Below are 21,203 nucleotides of genomic sequence, written 5' to 3'. Positions count from 1 at the left end.
GATGATCGAGACTCTTTGCGTGTAAGTGTGTCACAGATCGTCATAGGATCGAAACCCGCGACCTCGATCTAGGTCAGGCTCGAGTCACTGGCAACCGTGATTACGACGTTGCCCTTCTTACGCCCGGTCTCGGCATAGCGGTGGGCGTCGGCGGTCTGTTCAAGCGGATAGCGCCGGTCGATCACCGGCACGAGCTGACCCGCGTCGATCAGCCCGCGCAAGAATGCCAGCGCGTCATCCGACTCGTGCGTCAGGGTACGGATCGAGGTGAATCTCCCGCCGGGCTTCAGTATACTTTTGGCCTTGTCGACCGGGGCTTTTCCCACCGCATCGAAGACGACATCGTAAATCGGACCGGCGGCGGCGAAGTCCTCTTGGGTGTAATCGATGACTCGACCCGCCCCAAGCGAGCGCACAAGCTCGACATTGCCTGTGCTGGCCACGCCGGTGACGTCTGCGCCCAGCGCCTTGGCGATCTGCACGGCGTACGTCCCGACACTGCCCGACGCGCCGTAGATCAGCACCGCGTTCCCGGCCTCGACGGCAGCATGTCTCAGCAGAAACAGCGCGGTCATCGCGCCGACCGGCACCGCCGCCGCCTGTTCGAACGACAGCGCCTCTGGCTTGATCGCCAGCACGCTCTTCGAGTGCGACTCCGGCACGCACACGTATTCGGCATTCGCGCCGACGGTCAGGCCGGTCGTCGTGCCGAAGACGGCGTCGCCGGGCTTGAAACGTGTCACGTTGGCGCCGACTGCCTCGACCACCCCGGCGAACTCGTGGCCCGGCGTACGTTTACGCGGCGGCATCCCGATCAGGTCGCGTACGATCGGCCAAAACAGCGGCGTCCCACCCGTCTTGCGCAGCATCACGTCACCTGCGGTGACTGTAGCCGCATGCACGCGAACTAAGACCTCATCTGACTGGGGCGTCGGCGTCGGGACGTCCTTAAGCTGCAGTCCGTCGGCGCGGCCGTATCGGGTCGCTACGATTGCCTTCATGGTAAGTCCTCCGGTGTGCTAGACGACGGATCGCCGTCGCCGTTATCGATACGTATGACCGAAATCAGCGGCAGGCCGAGGTCGCGAATACGGCGCAACAGCCCGTGCAGCGCGGCCTGATCGGCGACCGTGCCGGTGATGATCGTGTCACCGGCGTCGTTCTGCGCAACGGCCATCCCTTCGAACCAATCGTCCCACTGCGGTCCCAATCGCCCCCTGACTTGGATCACGTAAGTCGCGGGCGAGTCGGGGTTTGTGTTCGGACTATGTTGTGACATCCGGTTTCGTCTTTCGCTATTGATCTGCGGTTCGGTCCTCACTGTTGCTAGCGACAGGGCTGCGCTGGGCGGAGCACTGTGGCACCCCGCCCAGCAAGCTGGATTGCGCTAGAACCCTAGCGCATCGTAGGTGATGCCCGCAAACTGCACGGCCTCGGGCGCGAGCGCCGCAGCGGCGTCTTCGTCCCCCTTGAGCACCGACAATAGAAATGCGGTCGTGAAGTGGTTGGTCAGGTCGTGCACCCGGTCGACATCCCACACCGCATCCGAGCAGAAGGTGTAGAACCCGATTTCGGCGAAGAACGGCAGCGACTCGCAGGTGCTCGCGAACACCATGTGCTCAGCATGCTCGAAGGCAACGCGCGCCTTGGTGTCGCTTGAAACGTGCTCGTAAGTCGGGTAGGCACCCCATAGGTACGGCGTCCCGGTATCGGCCGTGCCGCCGATGGCGAGCACCGGCACATCGACCGCCGCCAAGCCGTCTGCGTTAAAGAAGTAGGCATCGCCGGCCATCGGCACGATCGCGTCAATGCGGTCGTCGCCGCGCGCCGGCCACAACCCGTCCGGTATGCTGTCGAGGCCGCTGAGTTCGGCCATATCCCCCACGAACGGCTCGACCAGATCGCACAGCCACGCGCCGACCGGATCGCCCTCCGCACGGGCAGACTCGCAGAGCGCGTTCATGCTGTCGATGTCGAAGCGCGCGCCGCCCATCACCAGCGAGGTATAGCCGCCGTAGGAATGTCCGATCACGGCGACCGTCTCGGCGTCGACAAGTCCGTGCAGCGACCCGCCCTCGACCGTCTCGGCATCGACGTATTCCAGCACACTGTGAACCTCTTGCGGACGGGTAATAGCTGCGCGCCAGAACCCGCTGAGCGCCTCGTCCGCCGCCTCGACGTGCTCAGGCGCGATCACGATAAACCCGTGCGTCGACAGATGCTCGCCCATCCATGCGTAGCTGGCCCGGCCAATCGCGAATCCCGGCGACAGAATCACCAACGGGTACGGCCCGCCGGACTCGTCCGCCGGCGCGTCGACCGCCGCCTGTCCGACCGCGCTGGCCGTCATCCCTGCGAGCATGTCCATCTTGATGACGTAGCTGTATTCGGCGCCCGACTCCTCGCCTACCGCGGGATACCAGACGGTCGCTTCGAGTGGCCCGTCCGCGTCGATCGAGATGCTGCGTGCGCCCGCGGTGTACGGCCCGCGAATGGCATAGGCCGGCGCATCGGGTCGAATGCCGGTGCGGTCGCCAACGTCCTGCGCGTCCCCGCGGCTGCGAAGGGCCGCAGCAGACAGCAGAAACAACGCGACTAGCGTGATGATGGAGAGACTGCGGCGTTTCATGGTGAGGGTCCTTTCCCCGGAAAAGTGCGATACATCCACCATACCGTTTAGGCAGTGCTGTCGTGAAGCCACCTAAGTGTTGTCTGGGGTGTTGTCTTGCTGTCCCGCTCCGCTGCCGAGCGGAGGAGTCAGACGGAACGATCGTGGTTGTCCTGCCTAAAGGGCGGTCCGTTGGTGCGGGCCGTTGGCCCGGCACGTCCGGGCATACTTCCTACGCACATCGTGATGGCGGCTCATGACAGCGGGACACCCGGCGGCATACGCTGATATCACAGCGATTTCAACCCAACGATCGCTGCATAGATCAGGCAAGTGTGCGTTTGTCTAAGGGAGGAACAATGTTGGTCAAACGGGTACTCGGGTCGGTTGGTGTTGCAGCGCTGCTGACGCTCGGCGTGATGCCGGCGGTGGGACAGGACGCGATGCCGCCTCTGCCAGGCGAGGTGGTAGTGGGTGAACTCGGTTCGCCGCGCGGCGTGGCGTTCGACGACGCCGGCAATCTGCTGGTGGCCGTTGCCGGTGTCGGCGGTGAACTGGAAATAGCCATGACGGGCCCGGATGGCGAGGGCTCGGCGCGGATTGGCCTGACAGGGCGGATTGTCGCGGTCGCGCCGGACGGCACGGTCAGCGACCTGATCGCCGGCTATCCCAGCTATGACCTAGGGATGGAGACCGGTGGCCTGTACCGCGTCATTCCCCGCGGCGACTCGCTGTGGGTCGTCTTCTCGGGCAACGGCTCGGCGAACTCGGGCGCCTACTGGGCGGACTCGGTCGTCGAATACGACGCCGCCACATTGGTCGTCAAGACCGTCATCAACCTGAACCACTTCGAAGCGATCAACGACCCCGACGGCAACGGTTACGACACCAACGTGGCCGATATCGCGTGGGGGCCGGATGGTACGCTGTACATCGCCGACGCTGGCGGCAACGACCTGCTGGCGTGGACGGCCGAGGCCGGTCTGAGCCTGGTGCATGCCTGGCCGGACAACCCCGTTCCGACCTCGATCGAAGTGGCGGACAACGGCGACCTGTACATCGGATTCCTCGGCGAAGGACTGGCGCCCGGTGCCGGCAAGATCGAGCATTGGTCGGGGGGGTCGCTGGTCGCGACCTTCGGCGGCCTGAACGCGGTGACCGACATCCTGCTCGATGGCGATACGCTGTACGCGGTCCAACTGGCCGTATTCACCGCCGAAGGCCCCGGCCCGGGCAGCGTCGTCATGGTCACCGCCGAGGGCGCTACGCCAGTTGCCGAGGGGCTGCCCGTCCCGTTCGGCATCGCGAAGGGGCCGGATGGCGCGCTGTATGTCTCGTTTGGCACCGCGTTCGTCCCGGCAGGCACCGGCGGCGTGCTGAAGCTAGGCATGTAGCGCGCCGCGATCCGCGTGATTCGATACAGGACGCACCTGCGTCGAGGTGCGTCCTGTTCATGTTTGGATCATGGAGGCGAGAGATAGACTGTGATTGTCAAAGGATGGGCGATCGTGAGCTAACCGCCGTGATCACCGAAGTCATCAGACGCGACCTGTTTACACCGGAACAAGCGGAGGCACTGGATGCCCTCACGGACGCGGTAATACCGCCCAGCGAGCTGAACGATGCGCGCTACCTGTTGACGATGCGTACGATCCGGTCAAATACGATGTGTATTGTCGCTTCGGTGTCGCCACCGGTGGAGCTCACGAACACAACGACGACCGTGTCCGTGTCTACATCGTAGCGTGCGATACTCTGGTAGCCCGGCACCCAGCCCGTATGCTCGTACTCGTAGATTGACGTATAGATCGCCTGCTCGTCATCAGACAGCAGCGAACCGTCATTGAGCGCTCTCAGGAAAATGCCGACATCCTGCGCCGTCGCGATCATCGAGCCACCGGGGCTGGTGTGGTCAAGCGCCTTCAGGTCAGGCTCAACCTCATGGTGGTATCCGCTGGCGACGTCTCCAGAATCCACCTGACTGAGGAAACTGTAGGTATGGTTTAGCCCAAGCGGTTCCAGAATTTCAGCGCGGATGTAGTCGGTATAGCTGTAGCCCAGAACCTTGTCGAGAATATCGCCGATCAGCAGATACCCCGTGTTGGAGTAGCGATAGTCGCTGTCCGGCTCGAAATCTGCGGGTTGATCCAAAGCAAACGCAAGATAGGCATCGCGATCCGGCAGTGTCTCGAACCACGGATAGTCGGGATGGTCAACAAAGTTGGGGATGCCGCTGCGATGCTGCAGCAGCATGCGCAGGGTAATGCGATCGGCGTATTCAATCCGACCGACAAGCTCAGGAAGGTGATCCGCCAGCGTGTCATCCAGTGACAAGCTCCCGTCGCTGACCAGCTTGGCGGCAGCCGCCGCGACATACAGCTTGCTGATGCTGCCAATCTTGAACAAGGACTGCGGGTCGGCTGGCTCCTGCTCCGCCCTGTTGTTCCAGCCAGCCGCGTAGAGCGCCGGGTCATCGCCGGGTTGATCGACATAGACGATGATCCCGTCAAACCCGCGACCGACAGCACGATCGAGTTCGCCCTGAACGGTGTCGGACAGCGGTGCCATCCAGAGCAGTACCGCGTTCCACGGCACGAAGATTAGGGCGGTCACGACCCCAACGATGGGCATGACAATTCGCAGGATTCGCACGGTACGAGTCTTGTTCAGCTTCTGCATGACTGCTTTCCTCACTGTCCGGTGACTAACGTTGAAGGCTCACTGTTTCGATCGGTTCGCGTCGAGTAATGCGCTCCCCCCGCCCATAGAGGCGAAGGGAGGCTTTCAAGCGGCCGCTCAGTCCTCTGCACGCAGCATCGAGAGCGCCGGACTCATCACATCGGCCCGACTCTGTTCGGGATCGGCGGCATCGCTGTTGTAGAGCATCACCACGACCGTATCGAACGCGGGCGCATAACTAAGCTGCGAACGAAAACCGGCGATATAGCCTGCATGCCCAACATAGTCCGCCTGCACCACAACGCCCAGACCGTAGGAACTACCGGGAGCGGGCGTCGTCATCGCGGCCAGTGACTCCGGACCGTCAAACAGCGCTCCACCGAACAGTCCACGCGCGAAGGCGATCAGGTCCGCTGCGGTAGAGACCAAACCGCCCGCCGACCATCCGACGGATTCATGCAGTTCGGTGAGATCGGCAGTGGCGTCCTCAAACAACGTATAGCCGTGCACGACATCAATCAGCGCGTCCTCATAGCAGTCGAGGAACGTTGACGTCATACCCAGCGGTTCATAGATGTGCGTGCGATACGCCTCTGCGAGCGGCATATCCGCCGCCGTCTCGATCACCATGCCGAGCAGCGTGTAGTTGGTGTTGCTGTAGTGCCACCCTGCCCCCGGCTCGAAATTGGCTTCCTTGCCATAGACGTAGCGGGCGAGCGTGTCGTGAGGGTCGCGTTGGACGCAGGCAAGCGTCAGGATTCCCGTATCCTCATCGATGACCGCCTGTGTGAAGATATCAGCCCAGTAGGCCTCGTGTTCGACCACATTGAACAAGCCGGACGTATGCGTCAGCAAGTGGCGCAGCGTGATCTGATCACCGTTGGGCAGTTGATCGGCGACATCCGGCAGCCACAGCGCCAACGGATCATCCAGAGTCAGCACGCCGTCCTCCGCCAGTTGGAGGATCACCGTCGCGGTGAACATCTTGGTGATGCTGCCGATCCGGAACGCACCTTCCGGTGTCATCGGGGCATCGTCCATAAGGTTTGCCAAGCCGCTAGCCCCCTCGAACCGGTACCCGGGCGCGTCGATCCACACGACCATGCCGGGCGGGAGTCCGCTCGTGGTCAGATTGTCCATCTTCGCTTGGATTTCCGCCGCGATATCCGGTGGGAACGCCTGCGGAACGTCCTGCGCATTTCCGCGGTTGCGAACGGCAGCTGCAAACAGCAGAAACAGCATAACCATGCTGATGGCGGAAAGAGTGCGGCGCTTCATAGTGAGGGTCCTTTCCCGAAAACATGCGATATACCCACCTTAGCGGTCAGGCTATGGTGTTGTGGAGCCACTTAAGTGTTGAATTGGGGTGTTGTTTTGCAGGTCCGCACTGCTACCGGGGCGAATTTGGCGGTAGGTGGCGCATGCACTGCGTGGTTGTGTCGTCGCGGATGCCGTTGGGCGGACCAGCCCGCACAACGGTGTGCTCGACTTGTGCGAACTGCCGTGGAAGCGCGCGGTGGGCGCCTCCCGGTGGTAACATGGAGTCAAAGCCTATTGACGATTATCGAACTGGATATCATGTCTCTCGAACAACAACTCGTCGCTTCCTTGCAGCTCATCCTCGCGCTTACCCTCAGCGCCCTAATCGGCCTGGATCGCGAAAGGCGCGACAAGGATGCGGGCCTCAGAACGCACATGCTGGTAGGGGCGGGCGCATGCTTGTTCACACTGCTGTCAGCCTTTGCGTTTCCAGGGTCGGATAGTGCGCGCGTGGCCGCCAACATCGTGACGGGCGTCGGGTTTCTCGGCGCCGGGGTCATCTACCGCAGCGAGAGCCGAGTCCACGACCTCACGACGGCGGCCAGCATCTGGATTACCGCCGCCATCGGCATGGCTGTCGGCACGGGGGCGTGGTTCCTCGCTATCGTGATGACACTGCTGGTGTGGATCGTCCTGCGTGTGATCTGGTACTTGCGGCGAGGCATTTCGCATCTGGAGTCGAAGTCAAAGGCCTGAGCAGGAAGACTTGCCTTCCGCCTCGATGATATCCGGTCGCACGCGTACGCGCGGATTCACGCGAGTGCACGCGCGTGTTCGATTTCGTTCACCGCCCACCGCCCTTCCACACAACCGCGACACGCCACCCACACAACTCCTACACATCTTCCTTCTATCGTATGGACAAATCGAAATCCGTACGAAGAAGGAGACAGAAGATGAACGCCAAACGGATTTGGATCGTCCTACTGGTTATGGCCATGCTGGCCCTCGTCGCCATGACGGCCTCGGCACAAGGCGGTCGCGGTAACGGACCGGGGAACGGTACCGGTACAGGCACGCAGACCCAGACAAACACGCAAACCCAGACGGAAACCCAGACGCAGACCCAAACAGCCACGCAGAACGCGATGCCGAGCGGACTCGGGTACGGGTATCAAGGCGGGCGCAACGAAGACGCCGGCCCGCGCGGCAACACCTACATGAATGCGAACATGGGCAGCGGACTGTTCCTGAACCTGCCCCCGGCCGCAGTCGATGAGCTTCCGCAGGACATCGTCGACCTGATGATGAGTGGTTGGCTCGACGAACAGCACGCCTATGCGGTGTACAGCGCGGTGATCGAACAGTTCGGCCCCGTGCGCCCGTTCACCAACATTCTTCGCAGCGAGGCACAGCACATCGCCGCGTGGGAAATGCTCTTCGAACGGTATGACATCGCCATCCCGGAGGTCCCCGAGTTCGATCTGCCAACGTATGACACCCTGGCGGACGCCTGCACCGTCGCAGCAGACGCAGAGGTCGCCAACTTCGACCTGTACGACGCAATGTTCGCCGCCTTCGAACCCTATCCTGACCTGACGTATGTCGCACAGGTACTGCGGGACGCGTCGGAGTTCAGCCACCTGCCGGCCTTCGAGATGTGCGCCAGCTAGTACGCACTCCGGCACAACCCCGGGCGCAGAGGACACACCGTTCTCTGCGCCCTTTCTTTTTTCGTCCACAGCCCACGCGACAACGCTACACAACCCCGACATTGTGCCTTCACAGGCTCTACACATCTGCCCGGCATCATCGGGCCTATCGAACGCACGTCTACCGTTAAGGGAAGATTCTCATGGTCAAGAAACTCGTCGTTGGCGTTCTACTCGTCACCGTGATCGGCGGCGTCGCTGCTGCAATCCTCGGCCAACCCGCTGCCGCGTCGGTTGACCTGACCGCAACAGCAGCAGCGCACACTCCACAGGCTCGCGGCAATCAGGCCAGCAACAATCAGACAGGCGGCTCGGGCGAACCGGTCAAGGCAGCCGCCAGCACCGTTGGCGACGTGTGGAGCGCCAGCGGAACCATCGCGGAACTCTCGACCCTCGGCATGACATTGACACTCACCGATGGCAGCGACGTTTTCGTCGAACTCGGGCCGGCCGATTACTGGCAGAGCCAGAGTGTCACGCTGCTTGCCGGAGCATCCGTCACCGTCGACGGCTTCTTCAACGGCACCGATTATCACGCGCGCGCCGTGACGACCAGCACCGGCGCCGTCCTCGCCCTGCGCGATGAAAACGGCGCGCCCTTGTGGGCGGGCGGCAACGGCAGCGCAGATGGCAGTGGTCAGGGTGAAGTGCAGATTCCGGCCGACCAGTGGGTGACCATCGAAGGCACCGTCACCGCGCTCACCAACAACGGCCTCATCCTGCAGACGACCGACGGCCAGACGCTCTCGGTGTCCTTCGGGCGCGCGGACTTCTGGCAGCAGCAGGCCGTCACATTTGCGGCCGGCGACCCGATCTCGATGCTCGGCTTCTGGCAGGGCGAACAATTCAGCGCCGGACAGGTCACACGCACCGCCACCGGCGAGCGCATCATGCTGCGCGACCCGAACGGCCGCCCGCTGTGGGCCGGCCCCGGCCGCGGGCAGGGCAATGGCGGCGGCGGTCAGCACAGCACACCGCAAGCCACCGCACCGGCCGGCCAGTAACGGCGCAGCACACGCCGATATCTCGGGAGATCAAACCTGATGACCGAACCCTTCGACCCCCGCCCTGAAGACCTCAAGCAGCGCGTGTGGGAGTCCATCCAGCGCGATGAACTCCCACCGAAGGACGACCGCGGGCGGATGCGTGTCGTGATGAACAACCTCGTGCTGCACCTGCATCCCAGCAAGGTCGCCAAACCGACGCTCAAGTTCACCTACACGTGGGGGCTGGGCGGGCTGTCAATCCTGCTCGTCGCGCTGCTGGCCGTCACCGGCGTCATGCTGATGTTCGTCTACACGCCGTCGCCCGCAACCGCCTACATGGACATGCTCGCACTGCAAACCGAGGTGTGGTTCGGCCAGTTTGTCCGCAACATCCACCACTGGAGCGGCAATCTGCTGGTGATCGTGGCCTTCCTGCACCTGCTGCGCGTGTTCTTCACCGGCGGGTTTCGCACCCCGCGCGAGTTCAACTGGGTGCTCGGTGTGGGATTGCTGCTGCTGGTCGTCGCCGCCAACTTCACCGGCTATCTGCTGCCGTGGGATCAACTCGCCTATTGGGCCGTCACGGTCGGATCGAGCTTGCTCAGCTACGTTCCGGTCATCGGCGAAGGGCTGCGCAACTTCCTGCTGGGCGGCCCCGAGGTCGGCGCGGCAACCCTGACCAACTTCTACGGCCTGCACGTGGCGATTATCCCGCTGACGCTGATGGGCATCGTCTCGTTTCACATCTGGCGCGTGCGCAAAGACACGTTGAGCATCCCGCACAAGCTGGACGGCACGATCGACGGCGCAGAGTCGAATCAGGTCGAGAAGGTGACCACGCTGCCGCATCTGGTCTCGCGCGAGGTCGTCTTCGCGCTGGTGATGACAGGCCTGATCCTGTTGTGGTCGATGTGGGTGAACGCGCCGCTTGAAGCTGCCGCCAACCCCGATCACAGCCCAAACCCCGCCAAGGCCGCGTGGTACTTCATGGGCCTGCAAGAACTGCTGCTGCACTTCCATCCGGTTTTCGGAGCCATCGTGATCCCCGCGCTGGGCCTCGGCGCGCTCGCCCTTGTGCCCTATCAGCGCTTCGACCTCAGTGCAGAAGGCGTGTGGTTCCGGTCGACCAAAGGGCGGCGCATGGCGATCGCCGGTGCTTTGTCAGCGCTCGTCGCGGTTCCGCTGCTGGTCGTGCTGGACGAGTACGTGATCGATCTACCGGCCATGCTGCCGACGATCCCCACCCTCATCAGCAACGGATGGATTCCGTTCGCGGCCGTGCTGCTGCTGGTGATCGGCTATTACGAGGGGGTCAAACGCGTCTTCAAGGCGACTGCCTGCGAAGCGCGGCTGAGCGTGTTTGTGCTGCTGGTCGTGTCGTTTGTGCTGCTGACGGTGATCGGAATCGCCTTCCGCGGCGAAGGCATGGCCCTGATGCTTCCGTGGGAGGTGCTGTGATGACGGATAACCCGTCCGAGAATGTGACACGCCGCGACTTTCTCAAGATCGCATGGGGCGCTGCGGGCGCGCTCGCACTGGTCGAGACCGGCGGTGTGGTTCTGAGTTTCTTCTCGCCGCGTGTCGCTGAAGGTGAATTTGGCGGCATGATCGAAGCAGGGCTGGTCGACTCGTTCGCGCCAGCCAGCGTTACGCCCTTCACGCAGGGCCGCTTCTACCTCGTGCGCATGCCGGACGGCGGATTTGTGGCGCTGTACCGCAAGTGCACGCATCTCGGTTGTGCCGTGCCGTGGAACCCGTCCGAGAACCGTTTCGTGTGCCCGTGTCACGCCTCGGCGTTTGAGATGGACGGGCAGGTGATCAACGCGCCGGCCCCGCGCCCGCTCGACCGCTTTGCGGTCATCATCGAGGGCGGCATGGTCAAGGTCGATACCTCGACGCCGATCCAGCGCGACCACGCCACCGACGCCGATCTGGTGTATGCGGAGGTGCCGTGATGACCCGTCAGATGAGCCTGCTGGCGTTGTTGGGTACGGGGTTGATCGCGCTCGCGCTGGGGCTAGCCGTCCTGCTCGAACCGGGCAGGCAGGCTGCCGCAGCAGTCACCTTGCGCGCCGCGATGATCGCCGAAGGCACCGACCTGTACGCGCAGAACTGCGTCGCGTGTCATGGCGCGAGCGGCGAAGGGATCGCATCGTATCCGCCGCTGACCGCCGCTGCGGACATGGACGCGCAAACGCTATTCAACACCATCGATCGCGGGCGCTACAACACGGCGATGGCGGCGTTCGGCGTCGAGGAAGGTGGCATCCTGACCGCCGCGCAGGTCGACAGCCTCGTCGTGATGCTGCAGGCCGATACGTGGGATACGGTCGCGACGCGCGTGTCGACGCTTGGCCTCACGCCGCCACAGATCGTCGTGGCGGAAATCCCAGCAGAGACGCTCGCCGTGGTCGAAGCCTTGCCGGACGGGGCGACACTGTCCGCCGGGCTGGTGGTGTATGCCGAGAACTGCGCGGCCTGCCACGGCGCCAACGGCGAAGGCACGACGCTCGCGCCCGCGCTGAATACCGACGAGCTGCGGGTGCGCCTCAACACCGCCGAGCTGGCGCGCATCATCAGCGAAGGCGTGCCGGGGACGTTGATGGCATCGTGGTCGAACGCCCTCGACGCGGTAGAACAATCCGCCGTGATTGCGTTCATCGAACGTTGGGGCGAGCTTGACACTGCCGGCGTGCGTCTGCCGGTCATCGAATCCGCGCCCATCGATCTCAGTCCGGAAGCGATCGCCAATGGGCAGCGGCTGTTCGATCTGCTCTGCACCCAGTGCCACGGCATCAGCGGCTACGGGTCGCCCATCGCGCCGGCCTTGAACAATCAGACATTCCTGAACCAGACCCCCGACGCCGCCATTCAAGCCATCATCGCGGGCGGTGTCAGCGGCACCAACATGCCGTCGTGGGGCGGATACCTGACGCAGGCGGACATCGCCGCGATCACCGCCTACCTGCGCAGCTTGCAGCCCACCGCGCCGATTGTCGCGCCGGCACAGCCGTAACTATAATCACGTGGACGAAAGGCGGAGACATGGCCCACAAAATCCTCGTCGCAGACGATGAACAGGCGATCCTCGACACGGTGCGCGCCTATCTGATCGAAGCCGGTATGCAGGTGGTCACCGCCCGCAACGGACGCGACGCCGTCTTCGCCTTCCGCCACGAGTCGCCGGCGCTGGTCATCCTCGACGTGATGATGCCGGAGATGGACGGTTGGGATGCCGCACGCTTGATCCGCAAGGAGAGTCAGGTCCCGCTGCTGTTCCTCACCGCACGGGTGGACGACATCGACCACGTCACCGGGCTTGAGATCGGCGCGGACGAATACATCACCAAGCCGTTCAGCCCGCGCGTCCTCGTCGCCCACGTGCGCGCGCTGCTTCGGCGTGTCTACGGCGAGTTGGGCGAGGTTGCGCCCGTGTGGCGGGTCGGCGGGCTTGAGGTCAACAGCGAGACGCACACCGTCACCCGCGACGGCAAGCGCATCGACCTCACGCCGACCGAGTTCGACCTGCTGGCCACGCTGATTGCGCGCCCGGGCCGGGTGTTCAGCCGTGCCGAACTGCTCGATCGTTTGCAAGGGCAAAGCTTCGCCGCCTTCGAGCGCGCCATCGACGTTCACGTCAAAAACCTGCGCGCCAAAATCGAGGACGACCCGCGCGACCCGCAGTATGTCGAGACGGTGTTCGGCGTCGGCTACCGGATGAAGGCGGCAGAATGAACCGGCTGTCGGTACGTCTGTCGTTGGCCTTCTTACTGGCCGCGTGGGTCGGCATCGCAGCCATGATGCTGGCGGTGCAGCGCACACTGGACTCGGGGTTCCGCCAGTATGTGAATGCGCGTGATACCGGGATCAGCCCCAACCAGATCGACCGCCTGCAGTCCTACTTCGCGGCCAACGGTACCTGGAATGGCGTCGAGGCGCTGCTCGCTGTGCGCGGGCAAGGCGCAGGCGCAGGTGCCGGAGCGGGTGCAGGGGCGGAGCGCGGCGCAACGCTTTCGATCGTCGGCGTCGATGGCGTTGTCGCGGCGTCGACCGAGTCGTCGCGGATCGGCTCGGCCGTCGACACCGCGATCCTCAATTCCGCCATCGTATTGACCGCGAACGGCGCGACAGTCGGCTGGCTCTTCCGCGATTCACCGGGCATCCAAGCCCTCGGCGAGGCAGAAGTCGCCTTCCTCGACGAGTCGAATCGCTGGCTGACGCTGGCCGGGCTTGGCGCATCGGTGCTGGCTCTCGCTGTCGGCGTCATTCTGGCGTGGACGCTGGTCAGCCCCTTGCGCGAGCTTACAAACGCCGCACGCGATTTGTCGGTCGGACAGCTAGGGCGGCAGGTCAACGTGCGCGGAACGGTCGAAATTCACGAGCTGGCGGCCGAATTCAATGCGATGTCGACGGCCCTCGCGGACGCCGAGGCGCTGCGACAGCGGATGGCGGCGGATGTCGCGCACGAACTACGCACGCCTGTCAGCGTGCTGCGCGGGCAGCTTGAGGCGATGCTGGATGGCGTCTACCCGCTCGACAGCACGCATGTCGCCGTGGCCCACGATCAGACCATCCATCTCGCGCGCCTCGTAGAAGACCTGCGTGTGCTCACTCTAGCCGAGGCCAAACAGCTCCCGCTGGAACGCACGGCGCTTGAACCGGAGTCGATGGTGAGCCAACTGCTGGATGCGTTCGAGCCGCTGGCGCTCGACAGCGAGATACAGGTTGTTCGGCAGATCGCCACCGATCTGCACCCGGTCTACGCCGATGTGACTCGTGTGCGGCAGGTGTTGTCGAACGTGCTCACCAACGCGCTGCGACATACGCCTGCGGGCGGTGAGATCGTCGTACAAGTGCTAAATCAGGCGGATGCGGTGCGATTCGCCGTCACCAACACCGGTAGCGACCTCAGCCAAGCCGAGGCGGCGCACGTGTTTCAGCCCTTCTGGCGTGCCGCTGCCTCGCGCGAGCGTGACCGCGGCGGCAGCGGGCTGGGGCTGGCGATCAGCCGTGAGATTGTCAGGTTGCACGGCGGGTCGATGGACGTCACCACCGTAGACGGTCGCGTGACCTTTGGCTTCACCCTGCCCGCCAGCGCCGGGACTCCGGGTTCGCGGCCTACCCCATAAACACTACGCAGACCGGCGCCGCAGCCGCGATATGGTGATCTGTCGCTGTCAGGCGGCCGGTATCAGGATCGACGGTGAACGTATGCAGGTCGTTCGTGCGCTGGTTTGCGACGACCAAGACCTGACCGTCGGGATCCAGTGCGAAGCCGCGCGGCCAGTCGCCCAACGTAGACTGATGACCAACATACACCAGTGCGTTCGTGACCGGATCGATGGCAAAGCCGGAGAGGCTGTTATGCCCGCGGTTGGACACGTATACGAAACGCCCCGACGGCGCGACGTGGACATCCGCGCCCAAATTGACCGGTATTTCGGACTCCGGCGGCAGCGTCATGACGGTATCTACAATCTTGAAGTTCCCCGCGTCGTCATACGAGATTGCCGTCAGCACCGGCTTCAGCTCGCTCATCAAGAAGAACACCTGCCGATGCGGATGAAAATCGAGGTGCCGCGGCCCGGACCCGGTTTGAACTTCGAGATATGGCTGTGTGTGCGGTTCAAGCTGGCCGGTCTGCGGGACTATCCGGTAGATCATCAGCCGGTCGGTCCCGAGGTCAGGCACCAGCACGAACCGACCGTCTGGTGTGGGCACAATCATGTGCGGATGCGAGGCGTCCTGCCGCCGATGTACGCTCTTCCCGTTAAGCTGGACATGCGCGCTCATGGGCTGAATGCTGCCGTCTGCACCCAGCGGGAACACCACGATGCTGCCTGCCTTCTGCGGACCGGTGTAGTTCACCACGAGCGCATGGCGCCCGTCTGGCGTCACCGAGACGTAGCATGGCTCGAGTCCGTTCGTCGGCTGCTGTCCGATCCACGTTAGGCTTCCGTCCTGATCGACACGAAACGCCTGTATCACGGCTTCGTGTTCACGGGTGCCGGTCGCATAGAGGATCGGCATTGTAGGATGTCGGGCAAGATACAAGCAGGGTCCGATCCCGTGCGTTTCACCGACAAGCCGCATCTCGCCGGTCGCGGTAACGAGTTCGAAGCAGAGAATCCCTGCAGGTGCGTCTGCATCGTTGCATGCAACGAACATTCGCCGGGTGTCTCCCATCGCTTCTGAGTCCTTTCGCTGATTGCTAGCGGCCGTTGAAGAGGCAGCGGACCAGACGACACCGGGTCTCTGGTCCGTCTGCCGTGTACGTCCTATTCTGTCGTCCGCTGGTAGACGCGCACCCAGTCTATCAACATCTCCTGCGGGAACTCCGTTGTATCGTCCGGATTCCCGGGCCAGTTTCCACCCACTGCGACGTTGATCAGCAGGAAGAAGTCGTGGTCGAAGACCCACGTGCCGCCGTACAGCGTCTCGGGCGTGAGGGTGTGGAATACCTCACCGTCGACAGTCCAGCGGATGATCTCGGGTTCCCATTCGATTCCGAACACGTGGAAGTCGTCGGCGACTGGCTCAGGGAAGATGTAGCGCATGCCCAAACCGCCTGAGCCGTGATATTCCGGACCATGGACGGTACCATGAACGGAACGCGGCTCCTTGCCGACGTACTCCATAATGTCGATTTCCCCCGAGGCGGGCCAACCGATTTCGGGGAAGTTCGCCCCGAGCATCCAGAACGCCGGCCAAATGCCCTGACCTTCCGGCAGGTTCATCCGCGCTTCGACCCGGCCATACGTGAACTCGACCTTATCCATCGTGTTGCAGCGCGCCGACGTATAACGGTTGCCCATATACGGCTCTTGGCGGGCCGTAATCACGAGATGACCTTCGCCATCATGTGCCACATTCTGAACACGGTCGGTATTGTGCTCGAGTTGGGCGTTGCCCCAGCCGTGTCCGCCGCGCTCGCATGTCCAATATACCGTGTTAATGGGCGTCCCGGCTTCGGCGTCGAATTCGTCGCTCCACACCAGCGCAAACTCGCCTTCGGGGTCGTAGTCGGGCAGCGCGATCGGGTCGACCTCCACAGAAGGCGAAGCGTCCGCAACCTCGTCGGATTGTCCGACCGCGCCGGCCGGCGTGACATTGCCGTCGCCGGTCGAGAGCGACACATCGTCGATATAGGCGACGTGTTCTCCAACGCCGGCGGGGAACGCGAACGCATAGCCGTGGACCTCGGTCAGGCCGAGGCCGTCGCTCGGCGCGCCGCTGGGCTGCCAATCGGTGCGGCGGTTGAAGTATTCGAACGGAATACTGAAGAACTGCCAGCCGGTATAGTCGTCCGTCACGCGGAAGTACCAGCGTTCCGCCGAGTCTGACGTAGAGCCGGGCGCGCGGTTATCAAAGATCTCTACCTGAATCTGCGCATCTGTACCGGCGCCATACAGCCAGAAATCCAGTGTGGAATACGCCGACCAGTCCGCCGGGGTCCATGCAGCGCCATCGGTCAGCGCATGAGTAAAACCGCCGTATTGACCGATATCGTACGTCACCTGCAAGACGCTGCTGGCGTCGCCCTGTTCCGGCAGCGCGAGGTCGCCCTCTGCGCTCACAACGTCGAGGACGATGCTTCCCGGCCGATCTCCCCACGGCACGAAGCCGATGTCCAGCCCGTTCGAATCCTTGCCCAGAAACAACGTGCCGTCCTCGAAGTCGGCCAAGACGAGCCGCTCGGCATCCGTCGCTTCCTGCGCTTGCACAAGCCCTGCGAGTGACAGCACAGCCAACACGCACGCCAACATGACTCGGAACTGCTTTGCACTCAACATCACATACTCCTACTTTCCGTTTCGGTCGTTTTGTCCTTAGTCGCCCCTTGTTAAGCACGCTTCTGCCAAGTCCAACCACGGTGACGACGAATCCTCGACTGTCAGACCGTAGCCGAAGGGGAAGAGCGGCGCGTCACACCCGTCTCGCGGCAAGTTCTCGAAGTCGAACGGGATCTGCGCGATGCTGCGCGGCCACGTGTAAGGCAGCCGTCCGGTGAACGGCTGATCGCCGAACAGCACGTCAGCCACGCCCTGCCCTTCCGTCCCGGGCAGCCACGCTGCGACGAACGCATCGGCGGAGAACAGGATGTCCGAGATGATCAGCGGGCGGCCGGACAGCAGCACAACGACGAGCTTTTCACTGCGTTCACGCACGCGCTCGATTGTCGCCGCGTCCCCCGGATCGATCCGAAGGAACGCATCGTCGCCGAACCACTCCGCATACGGCAGCTCGCCGATCACGACGACGCCGACATCGGCGACTACCGGGTTGCCTTCGGAGTCGGTAACGCGGTTGAACCGTCCGAACAGGTTGTAGTGGACTGCTGTCTCCGTCGCGACTGCGGCACGGATCCCGTCCAGAATGGTCGTGCCGGGTGTACTATCCCCGATGGTGCCCTGCCACTCGATCGTCCAGCCACCCGACTGCATGCCGATGTCGTCGGCCCCCTGCCCCGCGACGAAGATCACGCGCGCATCGGCGCCAATCGGCAGCGCCTGATCCTCGTTGCGCAGTAGGACAAGCGACTCGCTCACGGCTTGCCGCGCCAACGCCCGGTGTGCGTCCGATCCCACCTCGTCAATGAGTGCCCGGTCACTGTACGGGTGCTCGAACAGGCCCATGGCGAACTTGGCGCGCAGGATGCGGCGCACTGCGTCATCGATCCTGTCGAGCGTGATATCACTGTTCTCAAGACCGGCGGCGAGTGCCTCCAGATAGAGCGGATAATTGAATGGAACCATGTTCATGTCGACGCCGGCGTTGACCGAGGTCACGACGGCATCGTAGTAGTCGTCAGCGATCAGATCGACGCCGCCCCAATCCGACACGACAAACCCGTCGAATCCGAGTTCGCCCTTGAGCACCTCGTTGACGAGGAAGTCGTGCCCGTGCAGTGGCGTGCCGTTCCAACTGGAAAACGAGACCATGATACTCAGCGCGCCGTTCTCGACGGCGTTGACGTACGGCGCCAAGTGCCGGGCGCGCAGTGTCGCCTCGTCAACGCGGGTATCGCCGCGATCGATGCTGCCGTTGTCGGACGTGCCCCATGTCGTGCCACCATCGCCGACGTAGTGCTTGGGTGTTCCCAGAACGCTCGTCGGATCGCCGAGTGTGCCTTGCAGCCCGAGCAGATAGGCGTTCGAGAGGCGGTCGACGAGAGCGGTGTCCTCGCCGAAGCCTTCATACGTGCGGCCCCAGCGGATGTCCTGTGGCACGGCCATGACCGGCGCATAGTTCCAATAGATGCCGGTGGCAATCATTTCGTGGGCGGTGGCTTCCGCGATCTGGCGCACGAGTTCGGGATTGTCGGCAGCCCCCAGCCCGACGTTATGCGGGAAGATGGTGGCGCCGCTAAGGTTGTTATGTCCGTGGACGGCATCGACACCATAGATCAGGGGAATCTGCAGGCGCGTGGATAGGGCTGCGGCCTGAAAGCCATCCACCATGTCTGCCCATGCTTCGGGTGTGTTCGGGTTCGGATAGCCGCCCCCGCCGCTCAGGATTCCACCAATGGAGAAGCGGGTGACGGACTCCTCCGTGATGCTGTTCTTCTCGACCAGCGTCATCTGGCCGAGTTTCTCGTCCAACGTCATCCTGCCGAGCAGGTCCTCGACCCGCATCTCGACATCGAGAGTCGGATCGAGATAAGGCGCATCCTGCGCGAGCGCAGGCGGCACGGCAAGAATGGCGGTCACACCCAGCAACACTACGACGAAACGTCGAAGGCCTGTCATCGGCGCTACTCCCAACTCGACTGACAACACGATCTATCGGATCGGCTATGGACGGACCGCCGTGCCATCTGGCAGGCGTGTCTGAGTCCACGTGATGATCTCATCCGTACACGGGAACTTGGCGGCCAGCTTTTCATCGATGTCGATCCCAAGGCCGGGCTTGTCGTTGGGATACATATAGCCGTCGCGCACTTCGGGCGTGCCGGGGAATATCTCATAGACAAGCTCCGGGAAACGGCACCACTCTTGTATGCCGAAGTTCGGGGCCCACACATCGAGATGCACGTTAGCCGCGTGACCGACCGGCGAGACATCGGGCGGACCGTGCCACGCGGTCCGAATACCGAACGCGCCGGCCAATATTGCCGCGTTGCGGGCCGGCGTGAGGCCACCGATCGCGCTGATGTGCATGCGGATGAAATCGATGAGCCGGCGTTCAACGAGCACGCGCCACTCGACAGGATGGACGAACAGTTCGCCCATCGCAAGGCGGGTGGTCGTGTGCTGCCGGATGCGCTCGAACCAGTCCAGATCCTCCGGCGCGAGCGCGTCTTCGAGGAAGAACAGATTGAGAGGCTCAACGGCTTTGGCAAAAGCCATCGCGTCAACCGGGTGCAGCCGTTCGTGAATGTCGTGCAGCAGTTCGATATTGTCGCCCAGTTCGGCACGTGCCGTCGTCAGCATCGCCAGCATGTTGCGGACGTAAGCGCGCGGGTCGTAGTAGGCGCCATCGAGCGCGCCGTCCGGGCGATGCATTTGCTGATGCTTTCCGCCGTAGCCGCCCATCTGCATGCGGATGTGACGGTAGCCCTCGGCAATCAGACCCTGTGCGGCTTCAATGACCTGCGGGATCGTCTCGGCATTGGCGTGGACGTAAACGGCGGCTGCTTCGCGGCTCTTGCCGCCCAGAAGCTCATAGACCGGCATATTGGCCATCTTGCCCTTGATGTCCCACAAGGCGATGTCCACGCCGGAGATCGCGTTATTGAGGACCGGGCCGTTGCGCCAATAGCTGTTGACCATCATGGTCTGAAACAAGTCTTCGATTCGGCTGACATCACGCCCGATCAACAGCGGCTTGAGATGCTGCTCCAGCGCCGTCCTCACCGCGTGAAAGCGCTGCGTGAACGTTGCGCAACCTAAGCCGTAGAGGCCTGGCTCCGACGTTATGACTTTGACGACAATCAGGCGCGAGGTAAGCGGCTGGGTCATGATGACTTGAACATCTTTAATCGTGACAACAGACATGGTGGTATTCCTTTAGTCGGTCAATCCAGTTTTCTGGGCCAACACTCGAAAGCCGCGAGACTGCACCTCGACTTCCCCAAGTTCAGCGCGCCATACGCTCTGGCAAATTCTCAGCACTCATCCCCCAAGACGTGCAACGTTTCGATTAGATCGGCTGCCCGGGCGGACTTAACTGAGCCGAGATGCCTCCGTCGACGGCGAATACTTGTCCCGTGATGTAATCCGCATCGGCAGACGCCAAGAAGGCCACCATCGCGGCGACATCGAGATCGGTGCCGAACCGGCCCAAGGGGATACGCGCGCATATCGCCTTCACCCGCTCGTCATCCGGTGGCGGGGTGCGCCATCCACGCGTCGCGCCGGGCGCAATGGCGTTGACGCGTATTCCGTCCTTGGCGAGATTGAGGGCCAGCGCCCGAGTCATCGACTCGATCGCGCCCTTGGCCATGTCATACGGCAGGCCGGGAAGGTGCGCGCGCTGCCCGCCCACCGAACTGATGTTGACGATCGAGCCCGCTTGTCCCGGCCCCAGCATGGGTCTGGCTTGCATGCTGCACAACAGCGGAGCGCGGACATTGACCTCGAGTTGATAGTCCAGCAGTTCGACACTCAGCGTGTCGATGTCCGTACGGCGCAGGTCAGCGGCGTTATTCACAAGCAGCGCCAGTTCATCGTAACGTGCACGGACGGCATCGAACAGACGCTCGACTCCGTGACGGTCGGCAAAGTCCGAGGACACGCCGACCGCATCGACCCCGAGCGAATTGAATTCCTCTACCGTCTGCCCGACCTCATCGCTACTCTGGCCATGGATCACGACACGCATGCCCTCCCGAGCCAGCCTGAGCGCGATCCCTCTCCCGATCCCTTTGCTTGACCCGGTGACGACCGCAACCTTACCCGCAAGCTCGGGGTATCGCGGGCGAATCGACTGGTAGACCTCAGCGAGTGTCATGGACTG

The 21,203-nt window shown here is 63.1% G+C and carries 19 protein-coding genes; 9 read left to right on the top strand and 10 right to left on the bottom strand.

Annotation, left to right across the window (positions count from 1 at the left end):
- Positions 1-68: 68 nt before the first annotated feature.
- The 3 genes from IPM16_00485 to IPM16_00475 all read right to left on the bottom strand — a co-directional run bounded on the left by IPM16_00485 (position 69) and on the right by IPM16_00475 (position 2,629).
- Positions 69-1,001 carry an NAD(P)-dependent alcohol dehydrogenase gene (locus IPM16_00485; protein MBK9121584.1) on the bottom strand — a complete coding sequence of 311 codons (933 nt, stop codon included), beginning with the start codon at positions 999-1,001 and terminating at the stop codon, positions 69-71.
- Positions 998-1,279, bottom strand: coding sequence for a hypothetical protein (locus IPM16_00480; GenBank protein ID MBK9121583.1), 282 nt, complete (start codon positions 1,277-1,279; stop codon positions 998-1,000). Before IPM16_00480 ends, IPM16_00485 begins: the two co-directional genes overlap by 4 nt.
- 108 nt (positions 1,280-1,387) lie before the next feature.
- Positions 1,388-2,629 carry a hypothetical protein gene (locus IPM16_00475; GenBank protein MBK9121582.1) on the bottom strand — a complete coding sequence of 414 codons (1,242 nt, stop codon included), beginning with the start codon at positions 2,627-2,629 and terminating at the stop codon, positions 1,388-1,390.
- A 338-nt stretch (positions 2,630-2,967) separates the two neighbouring features.
- On the opposite strand from IPM16_00475, the gene IPM16_00470 reads away from it, so the two are divergent.
- Positions 2,968-4,002 (top strand): ScyD/ScyE family protein, encoded by a 1,035-nt coding sequence (locus IPM16_00470; protein ID MBK9121581.1) that lies wholly within the window; start codon positions 2,968-2,970, stop codon positions 4,000-4,002.
- A 235-nt stretch (positions 4,003-4,237) separates the two neighbouring features.
- On the opposite strand, the gene IPM16_00465 is transcribed toward IPM16_00470, so the two are convergent.
- Together IPM16_00465 and IPM16_00460 are read right to left on the bottom strand one after the other, a co-directional pair.
- Complete coding sequence (locus IPM16_00465; protein MBK9121580.1) at positions 4,238-5,287, bottom strand: beta-lactamase family protein; 1,050 nt, start codon at positions 5,285-5,287, stop codon at positions 4,238-4,240.
- Positions 5,288-5,404: 117 nt separating this feature from the next.
- Complete coding sequence (locus IPM16_00460; GenBank protein MBK9121579.1) at positions 5,405-6,565, bottom strand: beta-lactamase family protein; 1,161 nt, start codon at positions 6,563-6,565, stop codon at positions 5,405-5,407.
- Positions 6,566-6,841: 276 nt separating this feature from the next.
- Between IPM16_00460 and IPM16_00455 the strand changes: the two genes are divergently transcribed.
- The 8 genes from IPM16_00455 (at position 6,842) to IPM16_00420 (ending at position 14,374) form a co-directional block, all read left to right on the top strand.
- Complete coding sequence (locus IPM16_00455; GenBank protein MBK9121578.1) at positions 6,842-7,303, top strand: MgtC/SapB family protein; 462 nt, start codon at positions 6,842-6,844, stop codon at positions 7,301-7,303.
- Between the two features lie 200 nt (positions 7,304-7,503).
- A complete protein-coding gene (locus IPM16_00450) occupies positions 7,504-8,220 on the top strand; it encodes a hypothetical protein (GenBank protein MBK9121577.1) in 717 nt (238 codons plus the stop codon).
- Positions 8,221-8,402: 182 nt separating this feature from the next.
- Positions 8,403-9,263: a hypothetical protein gene (locus tag IPM16_00445; GenBank protein MBK9121576.1), complete on the top strand. Its 861-nt coding sequence runs from the start codon at positions 8,403-8,405 to the stop codon at positions 9,261-9,263.
- Positions 9,264-9,302: 39 nt separating this feature from the next.
- On the top strand, positions 9,303-10,703 hold the full coding sequence (locus tag IPM16_00440; GenBank protein MBK9121575.1) for a cytochrome b N-terminal domain-containing protein: 1,401 nt from the start codon (positions 9,303-9,305) through the stop codon (positions 10,701-10,703).
- Positions 10,703-11,200: a Rieske 2Fe-2S domain-containing protein gene (locus IPM16_00435; protein ID MBK9121574.1), complete on the top strand. Its 498-nt coding sequence runs from the start codon at positions 10,703-10,705 to the stop codon at positions 11,198-11,200. Before IPM16_00440 ends, IPM16_00435 begins: the two co-directional genes overlap by 1 nt.
- Complete coding sequence (locus IPM16_00430) at positions 11,200-12,261, top strand: c-type cytochrome (GenBank protein ID MBK9121573.1); 1,062 nt, start codon at positions 11,200-11,202, stop codon at positions 12,259-12,261. Before IPM16_00435 ends, IPM16_00430 begins: the two co-directional genes overlap by 1 nt.
- Positions 12,262-12,290: 29 nt before the next feature.
- Complete coding sequence (locus IPM16_00425) at positions 12,291-12,980, top strand: response regulator transcription factor (GenBank protein ID MBK9121572.1); 690 nt, start codon at positions 12,291-12,293, stop codon at positions 12,978-12,980.
- Complete coding sequence (locus tag IPM16_00420; GenBank protein ID MBK9121571.1) at positions 12,977-14,374, top strand: HAMP domain-containing protein; 1,398 nt, start codon at positions 12,977-12,979, stop codon at positions 14,372-14,374. The genes IPM16_00425 and IPM16_00420 overlap by 4 nt, the downstream gene beginning before the upstream one ends.
- Here IPM16_00420 and IPM16_00415 read toward each other — a convergent pair.
- The 5 genes from IPM16_00415 to IPM16_00395 all read right to left on the bottom strand — a co-directional run bounded on the left by IPM16_00415 (position 14,364) and on the right by IPM16_00395 (position 21,197).
- Entirely contained in the window at positions 14,364-15,413 is a 1,050-nt protein-coding gene (locus IPM16_00415; GenBank protein MBK9121570.1) for a lactonase family protein, read from the bottom strand. The genes IPM16_00420 and IPM16_00415 overlap by 11 nt on opposite strands.
- A gap of 110 nt (positions 15,414-15,523) precedes the next feature.
- Complete coding sequence (locus IPM16_00410) at positions 15,524-16,453, bottom strand: glycoside hydrolase family 16 protein (GenBank protein MBK9121569.1); 930 nt, start codon at positions 16,451-16,453, stop codon at positions 15,524-15,526.
- 621 nt (positions 16,454-17,074) lie between these two features.
- Positions 17,075-18,994: a glycoside hydrolase family 3 C-terminal domain-containing protein gene (locus IPM16_00405; protein MBK9121568.1), complete on the bottom strand. Its 1,920-nt coding sequence runs from the start codon at positions 18,992-18,994 to the stop codon at positions 17,075-17,077.
- A 45-nt stretch (positions 18,995-19,039) separates the two neighbouring features.
- Positions 19,040-20,242, bottom strand: a complete 1,203-nt coding sequence (locus tag IPM16_00400; protein MBK9121567.1) for a starvation-sensing protein RspA — start codon at positions 20,240-20,242, stop codon at positions 19,040-19,042.
- 145 nt (positions 20,243-20,387) lie between these two features.
- A complete protein-coding gene (locus IPM16_00395; GenBank protein MBK9121566.1) occupies positions 20,388-21,197 on the bottom strand; it encodes an SDR family oxidoreductase in 810 nt (269 codons plus the stop codon).
- Between the last annotated feature and the right edge of the window lie 6 nt (positions 21,198-21,203).

The sequence above is a fragment of the Candidatus Flexicrinis affinis genome, assembly GCA_016716525.1.
GTDB lineage: Bacteria > Chloroflexota > Anaerolineae > Aggregatilineales > Phototrophicaceae > Flexicrinis > Flexicrinis affinis.
This window is presented reverse-complemented; position numbering and strand designations above follow the sequence as displayed.

What these genes read in the sequence shown, in the direction of transcription:
- IPM16_00400 (MBK9121567.1), bottom strand. Translation starts at nt 20,242, where the DNA reads ATGTCTGTTGTCACGATTAAAGATGTTCAAGTCATCATGACCCAGCCG.
- IPM16_00445 (MBK9121576.1), top strand. Translation starts at nt 8,403, where the DNA reads ATGGTCAAGAAACTCGTCGTTGGCGTTCTACTCGTCACCGTGATCGGC.
- IPM16_00485 (MBK9121584.1), bottom strand. Translation starts at nt 1,001, where the DNA reads ATGAAGGCAATCGTAGCGACCCGATACGGCCGCGCCGACGGACTGCAG.
- IPM16_00450 (MBK9121577.1), top strand. Translation starts at nt 7,504, where the DNA reads ATGAACGCCAAACGGATTTGGATCGTCCTACTGGTTATGGCCATGCTG.
- IPM16_00475 (MBK9121582.1), bottom strand. Translation starts at nt 2,629, where the DNA reads ATGAAACGCCGCAGTCTCTCCATCATCACGCTAGTCGCGTTGTTTCTG.
- IPM16_00435 (MBK9121574.1), top strand. Translation starts at nt 10,703, where the DNA reads ATGACGGATAACCCGTCCGAGAATGTGACACGCCGCGACTTTCTCAAG.
- IPM16_00440 (MBK9121575.1), top strand. Translation starts at nt 9,303, where the DNA reads ATGACCGAACCCTTCGACCCCCGCCCTGAAGACCTCAAGCAGCGCGTG.
- IPM16_00420 (MBK9121571.1), top strand. Translation starts at nt 12,977, where the DNA reads ATGAACCGGCTGTCGGTACGTCTGTCGTTGGCCTTCTTACTGGCCGCG.
- IPM16_00395 (MBK9121566.1), bottom strand. Translation starts at nt 21,197, where the DNA reads ATGACACTCGCTGAGGTCTACCAGTCGATTCGCCCGCGATACCCCGAG.
- IPM16_00480 (MBK9121583.1), bottom strand. Translation starts at nt 1,279, where the DNA reads ATGTCACAACATAGTCCGAACACAAACCCCGACTCGCCCGCGACTTAC.
- IPM16_00405 (MBK9121568.1), bottom strand. Translation starts at nt 18,994, where the DNA reads ATGACAGGCCTTCGACGTTTCGTCGTAGTGTTGCTGGGTGTGACCGCC.
- IPM16_00430 (MBK9121573.1), top strand. Translation starts at nt 11,200, where the DNA reads ATGACCCGTCAGATGAGCCTGCTGGCGTTGTTGGGTACGGGGTTGATC.
- IPM16_00465 (MBK9121580.1), bottom strand. Translation starts at nt 5,287, where the DNA reads ATGCAGAAGCTGAACAAGACTCGTACCGTGCGAATCCTGCGAATTGTC.
- IPM16_00470 (MBK9121581.1), top strand. Translation starts at nt 2,968, where the DNA reads ATGTTGGTCAAACGGGTACTCGGGTCGGTTGGTGTTGCAGCGCTGCTG.
- IPM16_00460 (MBK9121579.1), bottom strand. Translation starts at nt 6,565, where the DNA reads ATGAAGCGCCGCACTCTTTCCGCCATCAGCATGGTTATGCTGTTTCTG.
- IPM16_00415 (MBK9121570.1), bottom strand. Translation starts at nt 15,413, where the DNA reads ATGTTCGTTGCATGCAACGATGCAGACGCACCTGCAGGGATTCTCTGC.
- IPM16_00425 (MBK9121572.1), top strand. Translation starts at nt 12,291, where the DNA reads ATGGCCCACAAAATCCTCGTCGCAGACGATGAACAGGCGATCCTCGAC.